Below are 26364 nucleotides of genomic sequence, written 5' to 3'. Positions count from 1 at the left end.
TTTGGGATGATGGGCACCCAAGAAACGAAGCAGTTAAAGCGTTAAAAAATGACACGTTAACCCAATGGAAAATCGACTCTGGTTACCATGACCGCTCCCTGTCTGAGACGGCCATGTCTCGATACAAAGGACTCACTAGCGGTCAATTGAGCTTAAGGCATTACAACGCTCAAGTCGGTGAGGCACTCGCTAATGTCAAAGCCATGAACAAAGTCATAGGACTAGGTATGCCTGTTAGACACTAACGGAAGCTAAGCGTAGGTAAGATCTGTCTTCAACCTGATTTGTTCAACAACGCCACAGGCATACCTAGTCCTATTGTTCTGGTCGAATAGATCCGGACACTTTACTAATGGAATTTCAAACCACATGGAGGCAATATCCACTTTGCCATATTTCTACTAATCCGAAGTCACTTACTTGGAACGCAGATCGTAAACAGGTTCTGTCCAACAGTGAGTCTCGAACTTTGTCACACTTTCTTTGGAAAGCCACGTTGTTCAAGTCTAAGTTTCGATCTTTATTGTCACATTTGGCCTCTGTTAGCCACGATAGAAACGAGCTTGGGAAGTAGAAAAGTTTCAAACTTTAATGCCCACCGACAGGTACACAGAGAATTGAACGCACCAACTTGACTTTACGGAGACAATTGAAACGATTATCTCGGAAAGCGATCTGTTTTTCCAAATTAGAAACGACACATGATAAGGTCATCGGGACCTTTATCGAGCGAGAGTATTACACCCAAGTCAACTGATTGGAGTCATGACCCATTTACCGGTCATGACTCCAATACGTTGATATATGGTATGATTCCACGTTTAGGAATGTGACCATGGCTACCATTGAAGTACCTTGCCGATTCTGTTCGCAGACTCACCCTGTGCGAAAACACGGTACAGGTACAACTGGGCAACAGCGTTACCGTTGCCTCGAGTGTAAACGTACCTTCCAACTGGTTTATTAATACGAAGAGTGGAAGCCCGACGTTAAAGAAAAAATCATTGATATGGCGATGAATGGGGCGGGATTAAGGGATACCGGTAGAGTTCTAAAGGTCGGTTACGATACCGTTTTACGCACTTTAAAAAACTCCAACCGAAGCAAGTAACCACGATTCCGTTGATGGAGTCTGGCTTAAACAGGCCAAAAGCTCTTAACTGTGTTGCCCACCGCTAAAAGCGTTCACCCACTAAATTAGACGCATACGCGGGAGCTGGATAGAATTCTCTGTATTCCACACAGCGGTAATCGCTCTATCGAGGAGGCGTCATGCTGATAAAGCGCGGTAAGGTTACAGGCATCAAAAACTCTATACAGGTAAACGGTCATAGTGAGAATGGACAAGCGGGAACCTTTCAGGTCGTACTGTTGAAACTGGATGGCTCTGCTGTCCGTATAAAGTCTCGAAATATCCCTTTGATAGATATCGGTGACGAGCTTGTGGTCGCAGGTAAATTAAAAAATGGGGTGGTCAAATCATTCGCATACAAAAACCTGTCGAATGGTAGTTACAATGACAACGGCGGGGTAGGGATATCTATATTGACCGGCATATTGGCTATTACCGCCGGTTTCACGTCTTTAATCTCTATCCATACTTGGCTTGCTTCTATCCCGTTCCTTGCTTTCACCATCGCTGGCGGATTAATCGTCCGCCATGGTTTGAACTTGATGAAAGCAAAAAGAAAATTAAAGCGGATGCAGAACTCCAACATTTTTTGAGATAAGGTAATCCTCCCTTTAATAACTGCACCGTCGAGTAGAACGTTTGTTGTTTAGTGTAAAGGAGGCCTCCCATTATTGGCTTTGTGAGGCCTTTCATGATTGTAGAACCAAAGCCACTTAGTGGCCATATCCTGTACTTCATCGAGAGAATCAAACAAGTATTTACTGACCCAGCTAAAACGCACCGTCCGATTAAATCGCTCGACGTAAGCATTTTGTTGAGGGTTTCCGGGTTGAATGTAATCGATGCGGATCGAGTTATCTTTAGCCCACTGAATAAAATCACCACTGATAAATTCCGGCCCGTTGTCACAACGAATGGCCATCGGCCTCTTACGTTGTTCAATCAAATTATCTAATGTTCGAATGACTCTTTGTGTCGGTAATGAAAAGTCGCTTCAATCGCGAGGCCTTCACGTTTAAAATCATCAATGATATTCAACAAACGATACTTTCTGCCGTCTAAGAGCTGGTCGTGCATGAAATCAATTGACCATACCTGATTCGATTTGAGAGGATTTTTTAGAGGCTCCGGTACCTGACGATGCAACCGTCTTCTTGGGCGAATGCGCAGATTTAAAGACAGTTCACAATAAATACGGTAGACGCGTTTGTGGTTCCATGGATGCCCCTGCACATTGCGCAGGTAATCAAAACAAAGCCCGAAACCCCAATCGGATTCTTGCTTTGTGAGGTCTAGCAGTAAACGGGCGATCTGTTCATTTTCAGGTTGCCGCTGCGGTTGATATCGATAGCAGGTTTCACTGACTCTAAACCACCGGCACGCTTGTCGAATACTAATTTCATGAGTGGCCACTGAATGCTGAGCGACGGTTCGGCGCTCACAGGGCTTCACCACTTTTTTGTCATGGCGTCTTGGATGACTTCGGCTTTTAGGCGCTCTTCCGCGTACATTTTTTTGAGTCGTCGGTTTTCTTCTTCCAACTCCTTCATCCGAGTCATTAACGACGCGTCCATTCCACCGTATTTCGTTCGCCATTTGTAAAACGTGGCAGAGCTCATACCGTGCTCGCGACAAAGCTCACGGACGGGAACTCCAGCTTCCGCTTGTTTTAAAATTGATAAGATCTGACTGTCTGTATATCGTGATGTTTTCATCGTGAACCTCCTGCATTAATCATACGAGAAAATTCTACTTTTTCATGCGGTTATTTTTCGGGGGGATTACCATAAGACTTCTGCATCGAACGCAGCACAAAACACTAACTCAATAAACAATACAACCGAAATAGGAATTCAAATTGTCACTGCTAAAAAAACAACTTATCAAACCGCTCCTTGCCATTGTTGCACTCTCTGTTTCTCAACTTTCTTATGCGGACATTTCAAACACGCAAGCTAGCAACCTACTGCACTATTCTGCTGCCGATCAGGATTTATCTCAGATAGGAGACGCGATGGCCGCATCTCTTAAACGAAATAGATACATCAACGCTTTGCTAACGGAAAAGGGCACTGAGCAATTAGCATCAAAGGCCGAAATAGACTTTGGTCCTTCCGTCTTTATGAAAAACGTCACTCAATCAGTGCAAGCAGTCCTGTCTGACTCTGATTACCGTCAACTGGCCGCTTGGTATCAATCGCCGTTTGGTAAGGAAGTGACGCACTACGAAGCCACACGAGGCTATGCTCCCCAAAAAACGAAGAGTCAGTACAAGCAATTGATGGCAGAAGCGAGTCCAGAACGTATTCAGTTGCTGGAACAATTCGACCAGCTTACACACGCCACCGACATGACAGTGGAAATAGCCGATCTTGTTATGACCGAAACATGGACAGCAAATGCTATCAGTCAGCACACATACGATGAGAAATCGAAGAAACTCTTTAATGCATACAAGGATCTAAGACTAGAACAAGCAAAAGGCAGCTTTAAACAGGACACTCAGGCACACAGCTTATTCACGTACGCTAAATTGAGCGACAGTTCCCTCAGTAAATACATCGACTTCCTCAAGAGCAAGCCTGCGCGATCGTTCATTGAAGCTGCAAATCAAGGTGTCATGAAAGCCATGAACATTGGTTCGAAGGACTTCGGTGACTCAATGGCGAAGATAGAGCGTGCCATTAATGCAAACCCTGCTGGTTAGACTGGCGTTAAAGCACCAGCGATAGTCATTCAATGAACTTAGAGGCTGATAGATACAAGGTATAGCATCAGCTATTCAGCCTCTACGCGCTAACGATTGCAAAAGATTTCATGCCAAAGCAATACCTTGCCGCATTTCACTGTCATCGAAGCCACATTATCCAAACGGGTGGGTGTGAGCTGCCGCACCGTCCCGATTCGGGACGTATAATGCAAAAGCTAAGGCTGGCACTGAAACCAAAATTTAAACTGAGGATATAAACATGCACTTTGAATACGCAGCAGAGTATGTAATGGGCAGATGGGAAGATGGGCTCACTGACGATAAAGCGCTGCTTGCTGAGTTAGCAATGGACCAAATATTGGCGCTTGCTGAGGAAAAAGCATCTGAAATTTGCAACGATAAAATAGTTTCCATCGTTGCAAATATGCGAGAGTGCGAAGGTAATGAATTAAGGTTTTCAAGTATTTCATAACTCTCATTTACAGCCTGAAGTGGCTAGCAGGGTAATGTGCCTAACGATTAGGATTGACGATGACAGGTAATAAAAACGGCGAGCAATGTCTGAACATTCAATCTATCGAAATGAATACTTTTATTCAAAACTTATGATATTGGTTTCTAACAAAACAAAAAAAGTACATTAAAATTAAATAATACTGTTATAAATCAATTAAGTACGCACTTTAATGCTTATATTAAATTCAGTACACTAGACAATGACAACAAAGCTCGTATAACCATGTGTAAACATAAAAAACCAGCCCACCTCAAGGTAATTAAACATAATTGTAATTTACCATAAAATATGTAATTCGCATTATTAATCATGTGGTTATGCTATCACGAGCTACCAACATGATTAATAATACGACTTACATGAATATCAGTTGCTACCTTGCAGAAACTAAGAGTTAGAACAATACGAGAATCACCCCTGCGTAGCGTTGTCTAGCAAACTTTGGATAATGCTCGCCGCTACGAGTTTATCTTCTTCACTAACTAAAGTGCTCGCTGCCTCTGCTGGTGTCACTTTCTCCAAACAAAAGTCTTCATCTTGTACATACACGCCATCCGAATAGACGATAGCAAATTTTCCATACTTCCCATCCGAATGGTCACCATTGTTATAGACAAAGTTGTCACCTCACATCAAAGATTGAAACCGGACAATAAAGTGTAGAACTCAGCCAATAAAGATCGAAACTTTTCTAACCGCGGTTAGCTTGAGTCTGCCCCAAAGTCATATAGCTCTACAAGATGATGAGAAGGAACTGGGCCGAGTTTTACCAACTTGAAGTAATCCGAATCATTGTAAAAAAGCGCTCCAGAAAGTTAACCTGTTCTTCTGTTGTTATAGTCAACCAGTCGTTAGCTATACTCTGTTTAGGTATTCCCTAACACTTTGTGAAACACTATGACACAGCGTAATATTCATGGTGAGTGGACCATGAGTTTTGAAAACCGATTCCTGCACTCTGAAGTTACAGGACCTACCAATACCGAGGCGGCATTGGCTTGGTTCGAAGAGATGAAAAAGCTGGTTTCCACTTCTTCCGGAACGTGTACACCTTGGGTTTTGTTGATAGACTCTCGAAATTGGGAAACGAGTCCACAAGAGCAATGGGATAGTAATAACGTTATTATCACCTGGACGAAAGAGAATGACTGTTGTTTTCTGGCAGTGGTGTACTCTAATAAAATTCAAGAGTATTCAGCCAAAACGGGTCTTGATGCAAAAAATACATCTCACCATGTTATTTTCTTCGACTATGACGAAGCGTATCAAACTTGCCTCGATAAGCTAGCTGAGGCTCAGAAGCTGCACGACAAGTAATTGCCAACTTCCACCTAGCCGTAGATGCTCCTATGCTGTTTAGCTTAACAGGAGCAGTTGTAGGAATCTGATCAATATATGCTGACAAGCGGCCCGTTCCTCACTTTCTGTAGTCATTCTTTCGTTAGCTATAATGAAGCTAGGCTCCTTATCCCATTTGGTGACAAACGATGACACAACGCAACATCCATGGCACCTATACAATGAGTTTTGAAAACCAGGCTCTGTATTCTAAAGTGACTGGAGCGACTAACAACGAACTGTCAGCCGCTTGGCTTTCAGATATTAATGCACACCTTGATAAGGCTAAAAATGGTAATAAACCTTGGGCACTACTAAATGATTGTCGAGAGTGGGAATGGCAGCCGAAGATGCTTGGGAAGGTATGAATAACCTTGTCGATTAGATATCCTCTCATCATTGCGTTATGTGCTCACTTATTTTCTCTAATCAGATGCGGATTTTTGCCACCACCAAAGGATTAAGCGGGCAAAGAGAATTGAGCGCACCAACTTGACCTTACGAACACGACTGAAGCGATTAGAGCGAATAAAGATCTGTTTTTCCAAATCAGAAACGATGCATAATAAGGTCATCGGGACCTCTATTGAACGAGAGTATTACACCTAACTCAACGGGTTGGCGTCACGACCCACTTACTGCTTCTATCTGTGGTGTTCTTCTGTAACTCAAGCCTAAATTTTGGTTGCGTAAATAGTTTCCCTCTACACATTGAACATATTAGCTTATTCAAGCTTAGGTTTTAAGTCGATTCTTCTATATTTTTCTATTACTGATTTACGTACTTTTTCTATTTGGTCCCATATTTTGTGTGCCATCTTTCTATTTTCTTTATAATACTGATGGCTGAACATGAAATAGTATTCTTTTGTCTTAATTGGTGGCCCAACTTTCATAATATTCCCATATTCTGGATACGATTTGATAATCTGATCAATCGTACCATCCTGAGCTGCATATGCACCTATTCTGCCTGCTTGAAGCATATCTAGGTTTTGTTTTACTGATTTTACTTCATTAACATGAATTCCCATTCTTTTGAGATCTTTGACAACTGAGTATCCCATATTTGCTCCCACACTTTTTGCTCCCGTTATCTTTTTACCATCCCAGATAACTGAGCTTCCTTGTGGTACGTACATATGATAACTCAGAACAAAAACTCGCTTAGTGGTATCAACCTTTCCGTCCTTCATAGGGTAAACACCTTCATTCTGGCGATCTTTATGGAAAGAATAGAACCCTGACCCGTCAAATTCTCCATCCTGTAAATAAAGATGAACCCTTTTATTTGGTAACCTTCTTATATGAATCTTTATATTAAGGTCTTTGGCTACCTGATTTATAATATCAACACCAACCCCCGGGGGGCTTCCTATCTTAGGGCCAGTTCCCATTACAAGTGGAAACCCGGCATTATCCTGATAACCTATTTTTAAAATCTTTGTCTTATTTTCAGCATGACTTATTCTTATGGTCATTAACAATGTTAACGTAAATATTATTATGTTTTTACATTTATACATACACTATGACTTCCTAAATAGGCTATACCCGTAAAACTTGAAGATGCAGGATTAAGGGCCTGAAAATGATTATTAATTCGGGATACGATAGAATTGACGACATTAGGTAATACATCAGTAAGAAGTTGCTTTATTGTTGACTCAAGCTCTGCCTTTACGTAAGCAATAATCTGATGGGTATGGTAGTAGAGATGCGTGGAAAGGTGCTCAATAAGCACCATTGCTTGAGCGACAGAAAGAGGGATATTTAACCCATTATTTTCAGGCTTCAGCTTTTTCGATTGCTCGAAATCTTTAAGATGACGAAGTACCGTTGCTTCATAAATACGTAACGTTTGAAAAATCATCGAACGACTCCAGCCTTCTGAGCGAGAAGAACCGCTTTATATGGCCACGAACTCGGTTGTCACGAGTACTCTCGTGCGTATATTCAAGTTCTTTCTTTTTCTTGTCGGTTAAAGTCATTTTCATGGTGCTTATCATGATCCGCTTCTTAAAAAATAGAAGATCACTACCGTACTGCAAGTCAATTAACTTCAATTTACACTAAGTGTAATGGATAATTCTATTTAGTTACACTCCAAGTGATTGATTTATTGTGTGAACTCCCTTTTTTATATGGATTTAATTATGGCTAATGTTGAAGTGAAATGCCGTTTTGGTTCTCAGATTGCTCCTGTCGTGCAGCATAGAAGAAACCAAAGGAGCATACAGCGATATCGTTGTTTAGAATGTATACGAAGTTTTCTCCTCGATTACACTTATGAAGCCTGTAAACCGGGCGTTAAGGAAAAGGTTGCCGACATGGCCATGAATAGCACGGGGCTACGAGATACGCCACTGAAAGTGGGCTACAACACCGTTTTTGCACCCTAGAAAGATCCAACCCCACCTCAGGACTTTTGGGAAACCACCAACAAATTAATTGATTTGTTATCTATTCATGGCTGTGTTTTTATGGCTGCAGCCTATTCAAAAAAACTTCAACAATTTACTACCAAGGAAGGGCTTAACGGGCAGAAAACGACTCTCCATATATTTTTCGATTACGATGAAGCGTATCAAGCTTGTTTATGCTCTTTATGAAGCAGAAGCTCAATATCAAGGCAACGACTAACCCCACGAGCCTAAAACCGACATCGATTTCTTGCCCCATACGCATTTACGTTTGTCTCAGAAGCCTGAAGATGTGGGTGGATTTATCCCAATCAGAAGTAATTCGACATCATGTCAAGACTTCGAATGTTATCTATACTTGTGTGACAAGGGTTTAAATTCACATTCAGGTAAACAATGGTGCAACGGAACATCCACGGCGAATGGACCATGAGTTTTGAAAACCGCATATTCTACTCCGAAGTGATTGGAGCAAGTAATGATGAGGCAGCTAAAGCTTGGTTTAAAGATATGCGACAGACTATTCAAAAGCCAATTCATGGCGGTACAGAGCCTTGGGTAACTCTTTTTGATGGCCGTAATTGGGGGACTGCATCACCTGATGCGATGGAAAATAACAGCAAGAGTGTCGTGTGGATGTCTAAAAATAATTGCCTGCTTTGTGCCATTGTACTCTCTAAAAAACTGCAACAGTTTTCGATGTCTAAGCAAATAAGCAATCACACCTTAGTACAATTCTATTTTGACTATGACGAAGCTTACCAAGCTTGTTTAGACAAACTCGCAGCGGCTCAGAGTCCTCATCACAAGTAGTCCTTCTCGTGTCGTTCCCTGTACAGCAATTTCTGCCCCACTCCTGTTTGGCTTTGCGATGAAGCGAAAAGGAACGAGGCTAGATTTGATAAATTTGAAGTAATGCGAAATTTAGTACTAAAACACTAATCCTAAAAGGTCGGGGCAAAAGTTGACCTGATAGGTTGGATAGTTCTACAAAAGTCATATCAGCGGTAATTGGATGCTCCTTCGAACACATGATAATTTGTCAGCTAGCGAGCTATTCGTGGTCTAGTTGAAGCGTCGTTTGACACCAATCAATAGCTTCTTTGGGGTCACTAAACATGCGTGTTGGAATGTCGCTTTCAACGGCTTCGTTTACGAGATGTTTTTTTAACTGATTTTTGTCGACAACAGTAGCCATGCAGGAGAGCCCAGCTTGGATCATTTTTTGTTGGAATCCAGGCCACAGAGCCAGTGTGTCTGGTGGTGCTAATAGCCAGTCGGCCGCATTACCACAAATCCCCAAGGCTGTCCTTGAAAAGTGTCTGCTTTTTTCAATATATCTGCAAACAGATCAAGAAAACATTCGTTGTTCCATGAACCATAGGAGCACACATAGATAACTTTTTCTTCACAAAGGATATCGTAGGAGCCGTGACGATTTGTGTTATTCATAGCTTTTACTTTTTCTCTCCTAACTGTAGCTTGAGTATAGAAGAATGTTTAATAGAGGTTGCTTCTCGTTCGTTGAAATAAATCATACCTTCTGAAAACAAGATTGAGACTTACTGAGGTGAGGAACATACGAACATTGTTGCCCCAATACTGCCTAGTTAATCATGGTGATGAAAAGAAGCTTAGCTAAATTTAGCCAGTTTGAAGTAATCCGAAGCGTGGGGCTAAAGTATTGGCAGACTGAATCGCACAGCCAATTGTTATGGTTAATCCTGCGTTGGCTATACTGTCTTAGACTCTCACTACTTGGGCAACAAGCAATGGCGCAACGAAACGTCCATGGTAAGTGGACAATAAGCTTTGACGATAGAATATTAAAAACCCAAGTCACAGGTGCAACGAACACTGAGGCAGGTCAACTTTGGATGGAGCAAATGCAAGAGCTTTTATTCTCATCTTTAGGAGCGGATGCGATCCCTTGGGTTGTACTTAATGATTGCCGTCATTGGACTACTGGTTCACTCGAAGCGTGGGAAAAGTACAATGAGATGCTTACTTGGATGTCAGAGCATAACTGTATCTTTTACGCCTTTATTTTTCGAACAACATGCAAAAGTTTGCTGCGGATAAATGGTTTAAAAGCTCTGATATATTGCATTACTTTTTCGATTACGACGAAGCTTACCAAGCCTGCCTAGATAAGCTCGCCAAAGATCAAAAAAAACATAACAAGTAAACTCATCCTACGGAACTGAATTTTTGTATCTCTTTCCCCAAAGTCAACTAGATCAACAATATGATGGAAAGGCGCTGAGTTGGCTTGAGTCCAATTGAACTAATCCGAAACATTGACCCAAATGCTCCTTCCAGCTTGACCGTAATCTGCGTTGTTATAGTAAGTCGCGTTACAGCCTAAAAGAGCCGCTCACTAATAAATTTATTATTAAGTGTGTTCTATCGTTCTAGTGGCTAGTTTGACATTCTCACTAGAACAGAGAGCAGTCGATTATTCCAAGTTTTAGTGCCAAAGCTGTGCAGTTATACTTTTAGGAAACAACGCTGTGAAGTGCTAAAATTTAAGGATTGTTACTTTTTCTGGGGTTGGGGAATATGCGGTCTTCCTTAAGTATCATGCTCGCAGTGACGGCTATTTTATGCAGCCCCTCCCTTCGTTCAGAGAGTGATAACCTTCGTATTGCTACCATTGAGTTGTTTCCCGCCGGCTATAAAGAGAATGGTAAAAATAAGGGTTTTTACTATGAAATCTCAAATGCTATAGCGGAAAAAGCCAACCTTAAATATGTGAATGCGATTAAACCCTATCGTCGTGTTGTCAGTGAATTAAAATCTGGCAAAACTGAAATGTCGATACTCTTATATAATAAAATCCTAGAAGGAGAAACTATCCGGTTGGAACCTATTTTTTCTTTTGAAATATTTGTAATGGGAAGGAAAGGTAATAATATTAGAAGGTTGGGTGATCTTTCAGGAAAAGTTGTTGGAACAGTTCGAGATTCTAATCTTATTAAAAATGAAAACTTAAAAAACATAGAGTTGTTTAACGTTAGAGATTTTGAACAGGGCGTAAAGATGCTTCATGCAGGTAGGCTGGATGCGCTTATAGGTGTGAATATTGCTGTATATTCTTCGATGAAGAAACTTAACTTCTCACGCAATGACTTCGGGAATCCATATATAATCAGTAGTAAACAATCTGAATTACAGATTTCGGGGAAATTTCATGATCAAGAAGCAATAGGAAAGATAACGGAGGCGATTAAGCAATTAAAGCAAGATGGTACGATAGAGAGAATTATCTCGAAGTATATCGATTGACTCTGAATGTTCAAGCTCATGAAATCGAAGAAGAACCATAAAAGTAATTTGTAAGATATCCTAAACTTCTACCATTACTCACCTTCATCGGTGCCTGCATCCACTAAACTCAATGTCTAAACTCAATGTCTAAACTTAAGTCACACAACGGATTGTTGTGGTAAAGCCTACCTCACCTATACTAAATCAAGACTCCATTCCAGAAAGCGAGGTTGAACGATGGTACATCGAAATATCCATGGTGATTGGACTATGCGTTTTGAAAATCGGATGCTGCTCTCTGAGGTAAGAGGCTCAACTAATAATGAAGCAGCTGCTAAATGGCTAGAAGATTTAAAAAAACATATTTTGTCTTCACTAGGAGGTTGTGAACTACCTTGGACAGTATTAATCGACGGGCGTGACTGGGAATTGACGTCTCTCGATTCCAAGAAGGGAAATGATGAGCTTATAACATGGTCACAAGAGCATCGATGTGCTCTTTATGCCATAGTTGTTTCTACCAAACTACAAGAGTTTGCTGCAGCAAATGAATTTAATGAAGAATCCATTTGTTTTTTTGCTACGACTATGATGAAGCCTACCAAGCCTGCTTAGACAAGCTCTCCGAGGCTCAGCGCCAACAAGGCTAGTCATCCCGTCGGCCTATATGGTCTATAGCGTCGACTATACTGTGTGGAGATAACTATAAACGATGAACGATGAACGATGAACGATGAACCAGAGCAATGACACAACGTAATATCCATGGTATTTGGACCATGTATTTTGAGAACAGAATATTACACACTAAAGTGACTGGATCTTTTAATAGAGAAGGGACCCAAGCTTTTTTTGATGAAATGCAAAGTCTTCTATTTTCCTCAAAAAAAGGTGATGCAGTTCCTTGGGCCATGTTAAATGATGCTAGAGATTGGGAGTTGGCAGCATTGGATGCTTGGGACGCCGGTAACGAAGGAATTAATTGGATGAATGACCATAACTGCGTCTTGTTCTCCGTTGTATACTCAGTGAAGGTGCACACTGCAATTACTAAGAAAGGGATTGATAATCAAGATATTTTACAATATCACTACGATTATAACGAAGCCTACCAAGCTTGCATAGATGCACTCGCCAAAGCTCAATGCCAATAAGACAAATAGCGTCCTCTACAGTGATTTCTAAGTAGTCATTGGTGAAAATGTACTTTCTTCCCCTCGGAAGCCGTTTGAAAGTATATAACAGTGTTTCCCCCCTCTGCCGACAAATGTCTATTGTTCAAGAAAATCATAAAGGTCGGATAACTATTAGCGTACGTTGTTCAGATTTGCAGTACTTCACCTAATTCGAAATAAACTAAAGATATATAGAATTCTAAATAGCTATTGTCCAGCAATGAGCTAGAAACTGCTCAAACTTTTCTGATAAAGAGCTGAATACAAAGCCAATCAAGGATGATTTCCGATCACATTCTAATGCTCTCCGACAATAGGGTAACTCATACGCTACAACTAAAATACTTCTTGAGCTCATCAATAAATACTTTCACTTTCTTTGGCGTGTGCTTTCGAGCGGGGTAAAGTGCGTATATTTTTCTATGGGGTAGTTGGTAGTCAGTTAGTAGTGAAACGAATTCGCCTTTCTCGAGTTCATCTCTTGCTAACTCCCTTGGTATCATCGCGATGCCGTGGCCCCGATGTAGGATTTGCTTTACTGCTTGTATACTGTTGACCGTTATTGATGGCTCAATGGTGACGCTTTGTTGTTCCTCGTCGTTAGAAAATACCCATGTATTGTCTTTGGTTAGGTTCACATCTTGGATGAGAAGGTGGTGGGCTAGATCACTTGGTTCGGTGGGGGGTGATTTCGTTGCTAAGTAGCGAGGGGAAGTACAAATGATGTTCTGAGTGCGCGAAATATTCTGAGCGATTAACCCCAAATCTTTATCAATCAGGCTGCCTGAGCGAATCGCCACGTCGTAGCCTTCACTAGCGAGATCGTTGATATTGTCATTTAGGCGCAGGTTTATCTGCAGTTGTGGGTGAGCTTGATTGAATTGACAGATAAATGGCATCAGCAATATTTCGGTCAGTCCGTTGGGCGCCAATATATTGAGTGCCCCGGATATACTGTTGCTGCCTGCCCGCATCGAGCTGTTGAGATCATCCAATTTTTCTAGTAGCAGACGTGCTTCTTCATAATAGAGCCTGCCAGCATCGGTTAGCGATAGTGCTTTCGTTGAGCGGTTCATCAGACGTGCGTTTAAGTCGGCTTCTAACTCCCTCACATGCCGACTTACCAAAGATTTTGACACATTGAGCTGGCGTGCTGCAGCGGTAAAACTGCCTTCTTCAATGGTGGAAATAAATGATCTCATCAAGGATAGGGAGGTCATAATAGGTACTCACTGTAAACATATAGTACACAGACTATCGACGATTGAGGGGCTATTCAATACATGTAAACAGAATAAACTAGCTACTCTTTTCAAGTGTTGCATTTGGGTACACATAAACCCTTAGCATTAATGCTTGCTTGCTTGCTTGCTTGCTTGCTTGCTTGCGTTGAGGTTGGTGCTATCAGATTCTGGTTTCCAGCTTGCAATTGCTTTGGCGTCATCGCCGAATTTAATAATACTCGGAGTATATAAAATGAGAGCAGAAGTTAGTAAGAATGTTCAAGTAGTGATGGATTACTTTCAGTTTTGTGTCGATGAAAAACAGACATCCAGAGTGGGAGAGTTCTTTGCAGAAAATACCGTAATACATCGTCCTGACTGCGATCAGCCTTTACAAGGGCTTGTGGAGTTTGAAGCAAAGCTTAAAGCGTGCGTTACTGAACGTTACGAGCACGTAACCACCAGTTTCCAAAAGATAGTCGAAGACAACAATCAGGTTGTTGTGGCGCTGACACATAAGGCGAGCAACTCGAATGTGTGGAAAGGCTTTGATGTTAATGGGCAAAATGTCACTTGGACTAGCTTGACGTACTTTAGATTTAACGCTGAAAGTAAGGTTGTCGAAGAAATTGTTGAGCGAGACGAATTACATATGGCTACACAACTTGGCTTGCATTTAACTGAGTCTCACCAAGAAAAAACGGAGTAACGATTTACAAAGCCTTAGGTGGAGTTTGCATTGGAGCCCGCGGCTATCCCTACTACAAACTATTTCTACACCAGTTGCTATGGAGTAAAGATTCATTAGTTGAATATCACTGAACTGGCGGCTTCACGTTATATTTCATATAGATCGCTTTCATGCGACTTGAAGCCGTCATTTCTTTAATGACATGATTGAGCGCTTCATAGTCTTTTGTATGGAGAGACTTTTTGACATGCTGAAGTAATTGGGTAAATGCCAGACGAATTGATAGGGCATTTACCTAATCAGAGAAAGTTCCCCCATAGAGAAGCCAATAAATAGCAAAAACCGAAGATTTCTGATCAACCCGATCTAGGACTAGTTAAACGATCAATCATACCTTTAATCGCGAACATCTGAGGCGCATTCTTGTGGGCGTATTCGGCCCCATATGAGTAAGGGTCCAGAAGCGTACCTGTTGTATATCCCCAGAAATCCCAGCACCCTTTAGGGTTTATCCCCGGTATGGATTTCACTTGCGGGAATAGAACAATAGTTTTGTTTGTGTCCGCCGCTTCCATATAACCAGTGTCGATAATATATTGCTTGCCCAGTCTGCTGGTTCCTTGCCCACAGCCATGTAGAGCAACGTGTACTTTGCATTCGTCACTATATTCTTCACAAATTTCAGGGATGTAGACGTATCCAGAATCTTCCATACCAAATGTATTTAGGAGAATGTTCCCTGTCCTGTTTTTTGGGATAAATTCCTTTTGATCAAACTTATATAAATGTTTGAGCAGTGAAGAGTCGGTTGGTGACGGTGGGTTCTGAGGCCCATATATATGCTCGAATATCTCAAAAGCTTGTTGCAGGTTGCAGTAGTTGATATTTGGAGACGCATTGGCACTACAATCATTATCGGCTGGGTTATTCGTGATAAAAGCATGCCCAGCAGGGACCGATTTATCGTAAAAAATCTGTTGAGGGTTTGAGACCAGTTCATCATAAAAATCGAACGTAGAATCCGTCACACCCGTTTTAACGACCGTGTCTTCCGTACCAGAGAATATGTATACACGGTCATTTTTTAAATTGTCTAGGTTGTCGATATAACCTTCAGCTGATGCCAACTTTGCAGCGCTGACTAAATAACGAGCATTGGGAAAGCCCCCTGGCTCCCCAGTCATACAGGTCGTGGTCGCAGTCAATAAAGGGAGTTCAAGTATTGCTGAGTGGCTTGAAGCACACCCCCAAGGCCCACCCGCCACGACCCCAACCCCGACAACGCTTTTGGAATAGGCGACATCAAATTGAGTCGCCATAAACGCCCCAGAAGATAGACCTGAGATTGAAGTTTGGTTTGAGAGAGCGCCAAGCGCTGGAAGGTTTATTACTTCCTCCGCTAGCGCATTAATTGAAGCCAAAGACAGGAAAAGATAAATCATCAATCTTTTCAAAATACTACCTCCTAGTGAGTTTAAAACAAGGTAACACATTGTTATAGAGCGTTATGCGATATTGGTATCGGAGGGAGTGGCAATTGTTACAAAGGTGGTTGCGCATTAGGTTCGAGGTAAAGTCATCCATTCATAATTTTTGGGATATAATTAAGAGCCTTATTGTCGAGGTTGATTATGATGGTTAGTAAACATCCCTCATCATGCACGACTGAGTTCGATCCATCTTACCTTTAAGACAGAATCATCATAGGTAGGATGTATGGGCAGTGTAATATTGAAGGAGCGGAGAAAATTGTGGGGCAATTCCTCGATATCGTGAAAGCGAACTTCGCTGGTAATGATTGAGTGGCGCTCAACGATATGAGGGAGTGGGAGCTTTGCCCTCCAGATGTGATGGAATACTTTAACAATAGTGTATTAGAGTTTACTAAACTTAATTTACGCTGGCAGGCGCTTTACTGAATAACCAAGTACAAAAAATGGCGGTTAGCCAGTATGTTGAAAGCACTCACAACGGATTGGTGGTGCGATATTTTCATGACGAAGAGGAAGCCTTAGAGTGGCTGCATACTAAAATCAATGGACAATAGACGAACCCTGTAAATAGTTCTGTGTACGCCAGCATTTCTCTCCAACAATCCTTAAACGAAAAAATGCGCTAGTCGAATATCACTGAACTGGCGGCTTCACGTTATATTTCATATAGATCTCTTTCACACGTCCTGAAGCTGCCATTTCTTTAATGATATTATTGAGCGCTTCATAGTCTTTTGCATGGGGCGACTTCTTCGACATGCCGTAGTAATTGGGTAAACGTCGGACGAATTGATAGGGTGCGTACACCCAATCAGAGAAACCTTCTTTTTTAGCCGCATGCTCGAAAGCACCTAAATCTATGATGATTGCAGTATCGAAGCGTTTTCCTTTCAACATACGGACGATTTGCTCGTCATCAACCGTATCGATTTTTTTAATCTTTGTGTCGTTAGTGAACTTTTTAAAATAGCTTGCGCCGCGTTTGATGCCAACTCTGTATTTGTGTAAATCCTCATAAGATTTGATGAGGTCTTTACGCTCCTTGATCACGACAAAACGGACTGGACGTTCTTGGTAACCCAGTGGACCAAGGTAGTTGGTAAAGACTTCACGTTCAGGGTTTTTTCGGTATCTAGGCACAATGTCGACTGAGCCATCTTTAACGCCCTCTAAACTACGCTTAAATGGGGCTTTTCTCCATTTAATGCTGTACCCAATTTTAGTGCTGGCCTCTTCTAAAATATCTTTTAGTGGCCCAGTAAATGCACTGCCATCACCGATGACCATTTGTGGTGGTCGGCTGCGATAATCGGCTTTAAACACTTTATCCGCGGCATTGCTGAGCCCTGAATACATGATACCAATAAGCACAATAACTAACAGTTTCATTTATTTTGCCTCTAAACTAACGATCTTGGTTTTGTCCACATTGATAAGAATATTAGTATCCGGAGTGGGCTTTTACCATTTTTGAGCCATTGCTTAATGTACTGTGATGGCATTCTGTAATCGCAGTTTGTAACGGTAGTCTGTAATGAAGAGGGCGATGACAATGGAGTGGGGTATAAAATTGTTTTTCATCAATACGCTATGTTCTACTTGATAATGAGAGCTTTTATCATTAACCTTTGTGCATCTTCAGAGGACGTTCTTCCCCAGAGTAATTGACTACGACTATGAAATTCTACAAGCCTAGTGTGATATTTTTCTGTTCCCTCACACTTTCTAATGCCTATGCGGCCGACTTGAACTCAGCTCAGGCGATACAGAACCAAACGAATACTCAATCTGCGCATAGCCAGCGTAATATCGACCAAAATTCTGATGCCTCAATAAAGTTGAGATCAGATATTGCGCAGTTAAAGCAAGAAATTAGTAATCTCACGATATACAGGGATCACTTGAGTGCGGTGATTGCAAGCCAAAATCAAGAGGCGGGCAGTCTTGATCAGCAAATTTCAGAGATAAATACAACTCGCCAAGGTCTAGTGCCGTTGATGTATCAAATGATTGATGGGTTGAATGCATCGATTCGAACGGGTAAGCCAATACAGTTGAAGCGGCGTCAGCAACGAATCGAAAAGCTGCGCACTATGATGACCCAAGCTGACATTAGTGATGCTGAAAAGTATCGCCAAATCATGGAAGCTTATCAAATAGAGTTGGCCTATGGGATTAAGCTGCAGACCTATCAAGCGAAAATAATTCTACCCAGTGGTGAGGCGATTGAAGCTGAAATATTACACCTTGGTAGAGTGTCGTTAATTGCTAGAAACCCTGATCACTCAAAATATTGGCAATGGAGTGACGCTAAAAGTGCGTGGTTAAGTGCCGACTCTTCCACATACGATGATTTAAATCAGGCTTACCTAGTCGCGACTAAGCAAGCGACTCCAAGCTTGTTGAACTTGCCTGTTTCTCTAGATGTTGTGAAGGGAGAACAAAAATGAAGATGAGGTTAATTCGTTCGCTATCATTTGCGTTGTTGATGGTTGGGTTGGTGCCTTTGAGTGCCAATGCGCAAACTGATTTGGTCTCAAAAGCGAAACAAGAGCAATCTCAGCAAAGTGGTATCGATAGTGCTCGCCAAGCATCGTTTAATAAAACGAAACGAGAGCTGATGAACATTCGCGCTGAGCTTGAGAAGCAGAAAGCTAAAATCCAGTCACAAACCGATAAACTGACCGCTAAATTTGGCCAAAATGAAGTGCATTTAGCGAAGTTGGAAGACAAGCTTAGAGCTCAATCAGCGAGCTTAGGTGAGCTGTTTGGTGTGGTGAGGCAAAATGCCAAAGAGCTGCAAACCGAATTGCATCATTCAGTGACGGGTGTCGATGCTAATCGCTACTCAGCAGTGGTCGATCAAATTGTTGCTGCGAAAACGTTACCCTCGATTGGTCAACTGACGGGACTGTGGCATAGCTTCAGCGAGCAAATTAAGGCTGGCGGGGAACTTGCGCAGGTGAATGTTCCGTATGTGCAAGGTAGTGGCGTGGTAAAAGCGGAGCCAGCTTTGAGACTAGGTGCCTTAGGACTTGTGAACCGTGATGGTTACTTACGCTGGAATGATAAAACCCATGAGGCGAGTCTTTACCCTCGTCAGCCAGAAGGCGGGCCCGATTTATCGTCATTAAACCTGCTTATTCAGGGCAAAGTGCAAAGTGTTGTTCTAGACCCCTCGCGCGGCAGTATTTTAGCGCAACTCGCCGAGGAACCGACCTTTGGCCAACGTTTGGCGCAAGGTGGTGTGATTGGTGAAGTGATTATTGTCATCCTGATTGTTGGGCTAATTATTGCGTTTGTTCGCGGAATTTCCTTATTTCGTATTCACCGCCAAATTCGCCAGCAACTTTCTTCACCGGAAACTCCAACGGATAACCCACTCGGGCGCGTTATTTCGGTCTATCAGCAAGAGCCAAATCGCTCCGTGGAAGCGCTAGAGCTTAGATTACTTGAAGCCATTGTAGATGAACAAACCCATCTAGAAAAAGGCCTATCCATGTTGAAATTGTTTGCTGCTATCGCGCCTATGTTGGGGTTGTTGGGTACAGTGACGGGCATGATAGAAACGTTCCAAATGATCACTCAGTTCGGAAATGGCGATCCAAAAGTGATGGCTGGGGGGATTTCTATGGCATTGGTGACAACGGTTCTAGGCCTAGTTTCTGCTATTCCGATTTTGCTGGCGCACAACATCCTTAGCACCCAAGCAGAAAGCATTCGCAGTATTTTGGAAAAACAAGGCATTGGCATTGTTGCTCAGCAAGCTGAACTAGATAAATCGGTTGTAGCAGGGAATGTGGCTTGATGATGGGCTCGTTTTTATCATCTTGGCTGAGCAATATCGATGGCCTAGCAAGCCATGGGTTGGAGGCGCTTGGCCAGTTTATGGACCAAGGTGGACAAGTCTTGTGGTGGCTCGCTGCGCTAGTGTTTATTTGCTGGTTGCTGGTGATTGAACGTTACCTGTTTTTATTTTTCACCTTTCCCAAACAAAGAGAAAACTGGCGTGCGGCATGGCTGGCACGTGAGGACCATAGCTCTTGGTATGCGACCTCAATTCGTGACGGATGGTTAGGCCAAGCTCATGTTCAGCTGCAACAGAACCTCAACATTATTAAAGTGTTGGTGTCTATTTGCCCGATGCTTGGGCTGTTGGGTACAGTAACGGGGATGATTTCCGTGTTTGATATTATGGCTACGCAAGGCAGCAGCGATCCTAAGTTGATGGCATCGGGCATCTCTTTAGCGACTTTGCCAACAATGGCGGGCATGGTGGCCGCGCTCGCAGGCATGTTCGTGCATGCTCGCTTAGCTAAAAAGTGCCGGTTAACTGAATTGAAACTAGAAAAATCTTTAAGGAGGCGTCAATGAGATTAGGACGACGTCATATTAACACTGATGAAGCGCATATCGACTTGACTTCAATGCTCGATATTGTGTTTATCATGCTGATCTTTTTTATTGTGACCAGCTCGTTTGTGCGTGAGTCTGGCGTGGAAGTAAATCGCCCGACGGCATCCCATGTCGCGAGCCAAAAAAGCAGCAGTATTTTTGTTGCTATCACCGCGACCAATGATGTGTATATCGATAAACGAGTGATAGATCCAGAACGTGTACAAGCGACGTTAGAGCGCATGGTATTAGATCAACCTAGCGCTTCGTTGGTAATTCAAGCTGATAAACATGCCTATAATGGTACGGTCGTGCAAGTGATGGATGCGGCAAAAGGTGCGGGGATCAATCAAATCGCGCTGGCGGCGGAGAAGCCTTAATGAATCGGCTTCTTATCGCGCTGCCATTGGCAGCTCTGGTGGCTTTCTCATTGTTTAGTTTTATGGCGTGGATGGTGGATGATGGTCATAGTAAGCGGCCTGAAGCGAGCACTCCCGTGCAATTTAATCTGGTGATGATTGAAGAAGACACACATGTGGAAACTCGTCAGCGCAGCTTACCTAAGCCGCCTCAACCTCAAACGCCGCCGGCTGCTCAACCAATGACCCCTTCAATTCCGATGGTAGGAGGGGGGGCAGCAGGCGCAAATCAGTTAGCACCGTCAACCACACCAATAACGGCTGGAATAACAGCGGGAATATCCAGTTCAATCGACGGCATAGCCATCAATGCGCCAGCCTTGGGCAACGCTTTGGGCAGTTCTATTGGCTCGAATCAGCAAGCGATGCCGCTTTACCGAGTGGAGCCACGTTACCCATCCATGGCGTTGAAACGCAAGATCCAAGGGCATATTGTTCTCAAGTTCAATATTGATGAACAAGGGCGACCGACTGACATTAAAGTTATCGAAGCTAAGCCTAAATATCTGTTTAATCGTGATGCGATCCAAGCGCTGAGAAAATGGAAATATCAACCCAAATTGGTTGATGGTAAAGCCGTGGTTCAAATAGGCCGCACCCAACGGATTGATTTTAAGTTATCAAAATGAAAATACGTGTAATTCTTATTGCTCTACTCTGCTGTGTACCGTACTTGGCGAACGCAAATGAAGCATCGCTAAGCCAATATGCTCTTAATCGTGTGCAACAAGCGAATCACTACGCGCAGAAGAGCCAGTACAGTAAAGCTATCGAACTCTTGCTGCACCTTAAGCTTAATCAAGCCTATGATCGAGCTTATGTCGCTCGCACACTAGGGGTGTATTACTGGCAGGCCAACAACGCTCGCCAAGCCATTAAGCAGTTGCAAAAAGCAGTAGACAGTCAAGTGTTGACCGACCAACAAGCTTGGACTTCCGCTAAAATGTTGGCCGATTTATTGCTCATGCAGCATCAATTTACCAAGGCGCTGACTTATTATTACCCGCTCACGCAGAAGATTCCGCATGGTCAAAATGGCTCCGAATTGTGGCTAAGAATTGCTCAGGCGAATTATCAATTGAGCCAGTGGCATAAGGTGTTGTCGGCTATCGAGCAGTATCACGTTTATAAACCAGCGAATAGCCTGCCTGATCTGTCGTTGAAGCTGGGCGCTCAGGTAGAATTAAAGCAATGGCGAGGAGCCCAAGCTTCAGCAAAGCAGTTGGTCGCGCTTGAACCCGCTAATGTAGATTGGTGGCGGCAACTCACCGCAATTCAATTGCAGCGTAGGCTGTTTAAGCCAGCATTAAATACGTTAGCGTTGGCGAGACTGCAAGGCGTAAAGTTAAGCCAGTCGGATTATCATTTATTGGCGCAGCTATATGCTCGAGTGGGGGTTCCACTGAGAGCGGCGCAAACCATGTCTGAATTGACTGATGTAAAGAAAAAAACTAGCTTGATTGCCCAACAAGCAAGCTACTGGCAGGCGGCGAAAGAGTGGGATAAAGCCATTTCTACGTGGTCGTTAGCTGCGGAAAAAGCCCCGATATATCGCTGGAATGTGGTTCAGATCCAGCTACAGCAAGGTCGTTATACACAAGCGTTGCATTCGCTAGACAAAATAAAACAACCCAAGCAGAAAGCCAAAGTTGCGCTGGCCAAAACACAAGCTTATTACCACCTTGAGCGACTAGCCGACGCGTTAAAACAGGCCAAACTTGCTCAACATTTGTCTCCGTCAGAGGAGGCAAAGAGCTGGATTAAATACCTATCAGGTTTGGTCAATGAATAACGGATGGTGATCATGAGCAGTGATTGTTCTATTGAGCAGGTTTTTCTGTCTGCCGAGCAGTTGAGTCCTTATCTAAAAGGGTACCGCTGTGGAGCCAATCCAATGGGGAAGTCTCGATTGATTTCGGGCGCGAACGAGAACGTCCAAGTTGTTTCTGATTTATTCTATGAGTTAGGCCAGTGTTCACCGGAGGCAGGTAATGCGTATTATTTAACTCGAACTTGGGATTTATTATGTTGGCAACCCATCTATTTGGCTTTTATTGCAGTATACCAGTGCCGAGGTTTGCCCGATCTCGGAACCATTGTCCAGCACGTCGAGCCCACTTATACGTCAGGTTTTTATTTTTCTAATGAAACCCTGCTCACGGGGGAGGCCGAGTGGCTCATTACGCAAGCAGGGCGGGCGTTATCGCAGTTGTTCACGCAGTATCGTGATCAGATGAACCAATGGATACGTATTAGGCCCGGTTTTACTCGCCACTTGTTCGCAGATGCCATATTGCAGCAAATAGTGAAATACCAATCGATCATAAATGAAACCTGTAGTACCGGTAAGAAAGGTGACGAAATGGGTGTCCTTCAACACGCCAAACTTTGGCTAGAGGCTTGCGAATTGCCTTTAAAACAATTGGATAATTTGCGCAGTGATTCAAATACTGGAAACTTAACGTTGGTTCGGACCAGTTGTTGTCTCGCATATAAATGCAGTGGTGTCAGCTTGTGTGATGATTGCCCGCGTTTGAGATCTTAGTCTCTATTTGTATTGGTATTATTGATAACGCTTTGAATAGGAGAAGTAAATGTAGTAGCGTTGGCCGCCAAGGATTTTTACGATATAGGATATTGTACCCAAGTGGCCTCAGTTTGCTTCGATCTAGCCATTATTGGCTGTGGCGCGGTTAGCGTTTCTTTATTACACCAATTAAAATCAACTTTTGACGAAAATAAATCCCGCGACAATTACACTATTGTGGTGTTTGAATCATCAGCCAAACTCGGCTCTGGTTATGCTTATAGCGTTGCGAGCGATGAACTGTTACTCAATAGTCGTCGCGACGAGATGGGGATTTCTCCCGATCATCCAGAAAGTTTTAAATTGTGGTTACAGCAGCGTGGAGTGGGCGAACAGGCAGGAGCATTTGTTTGTCGTCGGCAGTTCTCTGAATATATCACGAGTGAGATGGCCAGTCTTATTGCCAGTGATGCTTATGAAATCACGATCATTTCCCAGCCTGTCACTCATTTTATAGCCAAAGAGGGGCACACCAGCATTATGCACGAAGGTGGGGTAGTGACGGCGATCCACACTGTTGTCGCCCACGGCGGTTATCCCCTTAGCCCTTATCCTGACTATTCTCACCATGTTGTACGTAACATGTATCGGCCAGCAAGCATTGGTGATATTCCTGATAATTCAAGGATTTTGATTCTAGGATCGAGCTTGAGTATGGCAGATGCTTGCTTGTTGCTTAGAGAGCAAGATAGCCGAGATTCAAATAAAAATTACGATATAGAAGTTGCCTCAACCAATGGTTATTTTCCAGCGCTAAAACATGCAGTAATAGATAAGCCATACGGGCAGAAAATTAGTGCCAAGTGTGGTGAATTCTTCGAAAACAATGCTGCAAACGCACACTCACTGATTGCGTTTATCGACGAGGTATTAAGCGATTACTACCAGTGTTCTGTTTCCATTACTGAATTGCAAACTTGCTATGAGTTGTCTGTGGAAGAACTCGGTGGTAGCAGAATGCATCAAAGCTACGACCAATACAACCTATCTCCCATTGCTCCTTATATTGATGATTGTGTTAATTCGGTTTGGCCCGAATTATCAAACCAAGATCGCGCTCAGCTATCCCCTTTAGTACGCTACCTACTGCGTTTTATCTGTGGCATTCCTGAAGTCAATATGCTGAAAATCAGACAGTTTCTAAATGGGGAAGAAAAACAAGTTAAGCGGATCAGGAACCTTACTTTCAGCGGCAATCACTACACCGCACACTTTCGTGATTGCGCAGAAAAGGAGTTCGACTACGTGATCGACTGCGCGGGGATCGCCGGCTATTACTCACCAAGCAACCATCAGATGTTGGCTAAAAATATCCGCTCTCACGGGCAGCTACTGCTGACAAAAAAATATGGCCTAGCCATTAATGAAAGGTGCCAAACCTTATCAACGACAGGTACCGTAAATAACCAGCTCTTTGCTATTGGGATAGTGACGGATGGAGCGAATTTTATTCGTCATGATTTCTCATTTTACTCTGGCCACGCTGCAAAAGTGGTCGGCGAAATTACTCGGCAAATAAATCACAACTAAAGAACGATTTCTTAGAAGACTCACAATATATACCGCATGTACGCGATTTACTGACAACCAAAAGGATAGGAAGTTAATGTCAGAGACCATCAGTATTTACGACTCCGTTGCTCCAAATTACGATAGCCGCTACCAAACTCCCGATTGCTTGATTGAAAACCAACAGGTTCTCAGCCTCATTAACACTACCTCAAACTTAGGGCGAGTGCTGGATATCGGCTGCGGGACAGGGCTTCTGTATGAATTGCTCACCAACTCCATGTGCATTCCCCATTTTTCTCATTACACAGGTGTTGATCCGTCTAAAGGAATGATCGACAACTTCAGCCAGAAACTGCGGGATGCAGATAACCGAGTTAAGCTGCTCAACGACACGGTAGAAAGCTGCACCTTAACTGAGTGCTACGATTCTATTTTCAGTTTGTTTGGTGCAATAAGCTATGTTGAACCAAGCTACATTCGCTCGCTTACGATAAATCAAGGCGTATTGATGTTCTATCGTTCGGGTTATCGCCCAGACTACCTGCCAATGTCAGTGAAAACTTACACAGCGCAAGATTCAGGGTTGGAAGTTACGCATAGGGTTAATAATTTTGATGTTGTGGTATTCAAATAATGGCCATAAAATTAGCTGTTAAGTTAAAAAGGTTATGGGTTTATTTATTCAACGCGGTGTATACATTCAGGAGCCAGTTTTCAACGGTCCCTGAAAGACAAGCCCGACTCCGAGCCACATCACAGCAGTTCATACGAGAGAGAATATTGATTATTTCCTAGATCTCAACATAACCTACATACCTAGAATTTTGAAAGAGTTCTTTTAATCGACCACTTTCAGTAGGTTAGAAAACCTTCTCATTATGAAAGTGGTATGCCTTAACGTTTTTCGCTATCTATTAAGATTATGGTTGTAAAATCTATCTACAGCTAGAATTATGCCCCATAAATTAATGTGTAGATTATTTTAAGTATGCCATATTATTAATGCATCAAAGGCTAATCATATGGTATGAATATTATTGAATTAAAAAATTTCATTTAATAATATATTTATATTATTTTACTCTGTCGTCACATGTTTATTTTTAATTTAATGGAAGCCTTTAGTTCATGACGGAATAGGTAATAAATAGGGTGAATACTTACTTACTTCTTATAAGTTTTAAACGTTTATTCTTTAAATGTTTGGGTGTTTTTTATGCGCTAAAGTTATATCTATGTAAAAATTTTTGGGTTGGAGAAGGGCGTTGTTGAACAAATCAGGTTGAAGACAGATCTTACCTACGCTTAGCTTCCGTTAGTGTCTAACAGGCATACCTAGTCCTATGACTTTGTTCATGGCTTTGACATTAGCGAGTGCCTCACCGACTTGAGCGTTGTAATGCCTTAAGCTCAATTGACCGCTAGTGAGTCCTTTGTATCGAGACATGGCCGTCTCAGACAGGGAGCGGTCATGGTAAC

Annotated in this window: 26 protein-coding genes and 8 pseudogenes; 25 read left to right on the top strand and 9 right to left on the bottom strand. The window is 42.7% G+C overall.

Annotated features, from left to right (window positions below):
* The 4 genes and pseudogenes from L4C34_RS19590 to L4C34_RS19575 all read left to right on the top strand — a co-directional run.
* Positions 1 to 245: pseudogene (locus L4C34_RS19590) on the top strand (IS5/IS1182 family transposase); the annotation flags it as partial.
* A 362-nt stretch (positions 246 to 607) separates the two neighbouring features.
* A pseudogene (locus L4C34_RS19585) lies at positions 608 to 757 on the top strand (IS1 family transposase); the annotation flags it as partial.
* Between the two features lie 78 nt (positions 758 to 835).
* Positions 836 to 1122: pseudogene (locus tag L4C34_RS19580) on the top strand (IS1-like element transposase); the annotation flags it as partial.
* A gap of 150 nt (positions 1123 to 1272) precedes the next feature.
* Positions 1273 to 1725, top strand: a complete 453-nt coding sequence (locus L4C34_RS19575; protein ID WP_428790994.1) for a hypothetical protein — start codon at positions 1273 to 1275, stop codon at positions 1723 to 1725.
* 53 nt (positions 1726 to 1778) lie between these two features.
* Here L4C34_RS19575 and L4C34_RS19570 read toward each other — a convergent pair.
* Positions 1779 to 2847 (bottom strand): annotated as a pseudogene (locus L4C34_RS19570) (IS3 family transposase).
* Between the two features lie 143 nt (positions 2848 to 2990).
* Between L4C34_RS19570 and L4C34_RS19565 the strand changes: the two are divergent.
* From L4C34_RS19565 to L4C34_RS19545, 5 genes and pseudogenes are all read left to right on the top strand, one after another.
* The gene (locus tag L4C34_RS19565) at positions 2991 to 3839 is read left to right on the top strand and encodes a hypothetical protein (RefSeq protein WP_428790993.1); all 849 of its coding nucleotides are present in this window, start codon (positions 2991 to 2993) and stop codon (positions 3837 to 3839) included.
* Between the two features lie 262 nt (positions 3840 to 4101).
* Complete coding sequence (locus L4C34_RS19560; protein WP_428790992.1) at positions 4102 to 4314, top strand: hypothetical protein; 213 nt, start codon at positions 4102 to 4104, stop codon at positions 4312 to 4314.
* 942 nt (positions 4315 to 5256) lie between these two features.
* Positions 5257 to 5676: a hypothetical protein gene (locus L4C34_RS19555; protein ID WP_428790991.1), complete on the top strand. Its 420-nt coding sequence runs from the start codon at positions 5257 to 5259 to the stop codon at positions 5674 to 5676.
* Between the two features lie 170 nt (positions 5677 to 5846).
* Positions 5847 to 6065 (top strand): hypothetical protein, encoded by a 219-nt coding sequence (locus tag L4C34_RS19550; protein WP_428790990.1) that lies wholly within the window; start codon positions 5847 to 5849, stop codon positions 6063 to 6065.
* Between the two features lie 103 nt (positions 6066 to 6168).
* Positions 6169 to 6306, top strand: a pseudogene (locus L4C34_RS19545) (IS1 family transposase); the annotation flags it as partial.
* Between the two features lie 116 nt (positions 6307 to 6422).
* Here L4C34_RS19545 and L4C34_RS19540 read toward each other — a convergent pair.
* Both L4C34_RS19540 and L4C34_RS19535 read right to left on the bottom strand, forming a co-directional pair.
* Positions 6423 to 7223 (bottom strand): substrate-binding periplasmic protein, encoded by an 801-nt coding sequence (locus tag L4C34_RS19540; protein WP_428790989.1) that lies wholly within the window; start codon positions 7221 to 7223, stop codon positions 6423 to 6425.
* A gap of 146 nt (positions 7224 to 7369) precedes the next feature.
* A pseudogene (locus L4C34_RS19535) lies at positions 7370 to 7694 on the bottom strand (IS630 family transposase); the annotation flags it as partial.
* 159 nt (positions 7695 to 7853) lie between these two features.
* On the opposite strand from L4C34_RS19535, the pseudogene L4C34_RS19530 reads away from it, so the two are divergent.
* Both L4C34_RS19530 and L4C34_RS19525 read left to right on the top strand, forming a co-directional pair.
* Positions 7854 to 8087 (top strand): annotated as a pseudogene (locus tag L4C34_RS19530) (IS1-like element transposase); the annotation flags it as partial.
* A 462-nt stretch (positions 8088 to 8549) separates the two neighbouring features.
* Positions 8550 to 8933, top strand: a complete 384-nt coding sequence (locus L4C34_RS19525; RefSeq protein ID WP_428790988.1) for a hypothetical protein — start codon at positions 8550 to 8552, stop codon at positions 8931 to 8933.
* Positions 8934 to 9174: 241 nt separating this feature from the next.
* On the opposite strand, the gene L4C34_RS19520 is transcribed toward L4C34_RS19525, so the two are convergent.
* Both L4C34_RS19520 and L4C34_RS19515 read right to left on the bottom strand, forming a co-directional pair.
* Positions 9175 to 9318 carry a hypothetical protein gene (locus L4C34_RS19520; RefSeq protein ID WP_428790987.1) on the bottom strand — a complete coding sequence of 48 codons (144 nt, stop codon included), beginning with the start codon at positions 9316 to 9318 and terminating at the stop codon, positions 9175 to 9177.
* A gap of 68 nt (positions 9319 to 9386) precedes the next feature.
* Positions 9387 to 9572: a hypothetical protein gene (locus L4C34_RS19515; RefSeq protein ID WP_428790986.1), complete on the bottom strand. Its 186-nt coding sequence runs from the start codon at positions 9570 to 9572 to the stop codon at positions 9387 to 9389.
* Positions 9573 to 9892: 320 nt separating this feature from the next.
* On the opposite strand from L4C34_RS19515, the gene L4C34_RS19510 reads away from it, so the two are divergent.
* The 4 genes from L4C34_RS19510 to L4C34_RS19495 all read left to right on the top strand — a co-directional run bounded on the left by L4C34_RS19510 (position 9893) and on the right by L4C34_RS19495 (position 12544).
* Positions 9893 to 10270 carry a hypothetical protein gene (locus tag L4C34_RS19510; protein WP_428790985.1) on the top strand — a complete coding sequence of 126 codons (378 nt, stop codon included), beginning with the start codon at positions 9893 to 9895 and terminating at the stop codon, positions 10268 to 10270.
* A gap of 412 nt (positions 10271 to 10682) precedes the next feature.
* On the top strand, positions 10683 to 11408 hold the full coding sequence (locus L4C34_RS19505) for a substrate-binding periplasmic protein (RefSeq protein WP_428790984.1): 726 nt from the start codon (positions 10683 to 10685) through the stop codon (positions 11406 to 11408).
* Positions 11409 to 11660: 252 nt separating this feature from the next.
* Positions 11661 to 12005 carry a hypothetical protein gene (locus L4C34_RS19500; RefSeq protein ID WP_428790983.1) on the top strand — a complete coding sequence of 115 codons (345 nt, stop codon included), beginning with the start codon at positions 11661 to 11663 and terminating at the stop codon, positions 12003 to 12005.
* Between the two features lie 131 nt (positions 12006 to 12136).
* A complete protein-coding gene (locus L4C34_RS19495) occupies positions 12137 to 12544 on the top strand; it encodes a hypothetical protein (RefSeq protein ID WP_428790982.1) in 408 nt (135 codons plus the stop codon).
* A 344-nt stretch (positions 12545 to 12888) separates the two neighbouring features.
* On the opposite strand, the gene L4C34_RS19490 is transcribed toward L4C34_RS19495, so the two are convergent.
* Entirely contained in the window at positions 12889 to 13785 is an 897-nt protein-coding gene (locus L4C34_RS19490) for a LysR family transcriptional regulator (protein WP_428790981.1), read from the bottom strand.
* A 256-nt stretch (positions 13786 to 14041) separates the two neighbouring features.
* On the opposite strand from L4C34_RS19490, the gene L4C34_RS19485 reads away from it, so the two are divergent.
* The gene (locus tag L4C34_RS19485; protein ID WP_428790980.1) at positions 14042 to 14497 is read left to right on the top strand and encodes an ester cyclase; all 456 of its coding nucleotides are present in this window, start codon (positions 14042 to 14044) and stop codon (positions 14495 to 14497) included.
* Between the two features lie 338 nt (positions 14498 to 14835).
* Here the strand turns inward: L4C34_RS19485 and L4C34_RS19480 are convergent, their stop codons facing one another.
* Together L4C34_RS19480 and L4C34_RS19475 are read right to left on the bottom strand one after the other, a co-directional pair.
* Positions 14836 to 15933 carry an extracellular catalytic domain type 2 short-chain-length polyhydroxyalkanoate depolymerase gene (locus L4C34_RS19480; protein ID WP_428790979.1) on the bottom strand — a complete coding sequence of 366 codons (1098 nt, stop codon included), beginning with the start codon at positions 15931 to 15933 and terminating at the stop codon, positions 14836 to 14838.
* A gap of 672 nt (positions 15934 to 16605) precedes the next feature.
* Positions 16606 to 17361 carry a substrate-binding periplasmic protein gene (locus L4C34_RS19475; RefSeq protein WP_428790978.1) on the bottom strand — a complete coding sequence of 252 codons (756 nt, stop codon included), beginning with the start codon at positions 17359 to 17361 and terminating at the stop codon, positions 16606 to 16608.
* A gap of 287 nt (positions 17362 to 17648) precedes the next feature.
* Here L4C34_RS19475 and L4C34_RS19470 point away from each other — a divergent pair, with 287 nt between their 5' ends.
* The 9 genes from L4C34_RS19470 (at position 17649) to L4C34_RS19430 (ending at position 25519) form a co-directional block, all read left to right on the top strand.
* Positions 17649 to 18422, top strand: a complete 774-nt coding sequence (locus L4C34_RS19470) for a DUF3450 domain-containing protein (protein WP_428790977.1) — start codon at positions 17649 to 17651, stop codon at positions 18420 to 18422.
* A gap of 2 nt (positions 18423 to 18424) precedes the next feature.
* Positions 18425 to 19780 carry a MotA/TolQ/ExbB proton channel family protein gene (locus tag L4C34_RS19465; protein ID WP_428790996.1) on the top strand — a complete coding sequence of 452 codons (1356 nt, stop codon included), beginning with the start codon at positions 18425 to 18427 and terminating at the stop codon, positions 19778 to 19780.
* Positions 19781 to 19782: 2 nt separating this feature from the next.
* The gene (locus L4C34_RS19460) at positions 19783 to 20346 is read left to right on the top strand and encodes a MotA/TolQ/ExbB proton channel family protein (protein WP_428790995.1); all 564 of its coding nucleotides are present in this window, start codon (positions 19783 to 19785) and stop codon (positions 20344 to 20346) included.
* The gene (locus L4C34_RS19455) at positions 20343 to 20747 is read left to right on the top strand and encodes an ExbD/TolR family protein (RefSeq protein ID WP_428790976.1); all 405 of its coding nucleotides are present in this window, start codon (positions 20343 to 20345) and stop codon (positions 20745 to 20747) included. The genes L4C34_RS19460 and L4C34_RS19455 overlap by 4 nt, the downstream gene beginning before the upstream one ends.
* A complete protein-coding gene (locus L4C34_RS19450) occupies positions 20747 to 21415 on the top strand; it encodes an energy transducer TonB (RefSeq protein WP_428790975.1) in 669 nt (222 codons plus the stop codon). The genes L4C34_RS19455 and L4C34_RS19450 overlap by 1 nt, the downstream gene beginning before the upstream one ends.
* Complete coding sequence (locus L4C34_RS19445) at positions 21412 to 22578, top strand: tetratricopeptide repeat protein (protein WP_428790974.1); 1167 nt, start codon at positions 21412 to 21414, stop codon at positions 22576 to 22578. The genes L4C34_RS19450 and L4C34_RS19445 overlap by 4 nt, the downstream gene beginning before the upstream one ends.
* A 12-nt stretch (positions 22579 to 22590) precedes the next feature.
* A complete protein-coding gene (locus tag L4C34_RS19440; protein ID WP_428790973.1) occupies positions 22591 to 23331 on the top strand; it encodes a siderophore ferric iron reductase in 741 nt (246 codons plus the stop codon).
* Between the two features lie 102 nt (positions 23332 to 23433).
* Positions 23434 to 24903, top strand: coding sequence for an FAD/NAD(P)-binding protein (locus L4C34_RS19435; protein WP_428790972.1), 1470 nt, complete (start codon positions 23434 to 23436; stop codon positions 24901 to 24903).
* Between the two features lie 76 nt (positions 24904 to 24979).
* Positions 24980 to 25519: a class I SAM-dependent methyltransferase gene (locus tag L4C34_RS19430; protein WP_428790971.1), complete on the top strand. Its 540-nt coding sequence runs from the start codon at positions 24980 to 24982 to the stop codon at positions 25517 to 25519.
* Between the two features lie 681 nt (positions 25520 to 26200).
* Here the strand turns inward: L4C34_RS19430 and L4C34_RS19425 are convergent.
* Positions 26201 to 26364: pseudogene (locus tag L4C34_RS19425) on the bottom strand (IS5/IS1182 family transposase); the annotation flags it as partial.

This window comes from Vibrio profundum, from assembly GCF_050337555.1.
Lineage (GTDB): Bacteria > Pseudomonadota > Gammaproteobacteria > Enterobacterales > Vibrionaceae > Vibrio > Vibrio profundum.
Note: the sequence above shows the minus strand (reverse complement) of the source record. Positions and strands in the feature narration are given on the sequence as shown.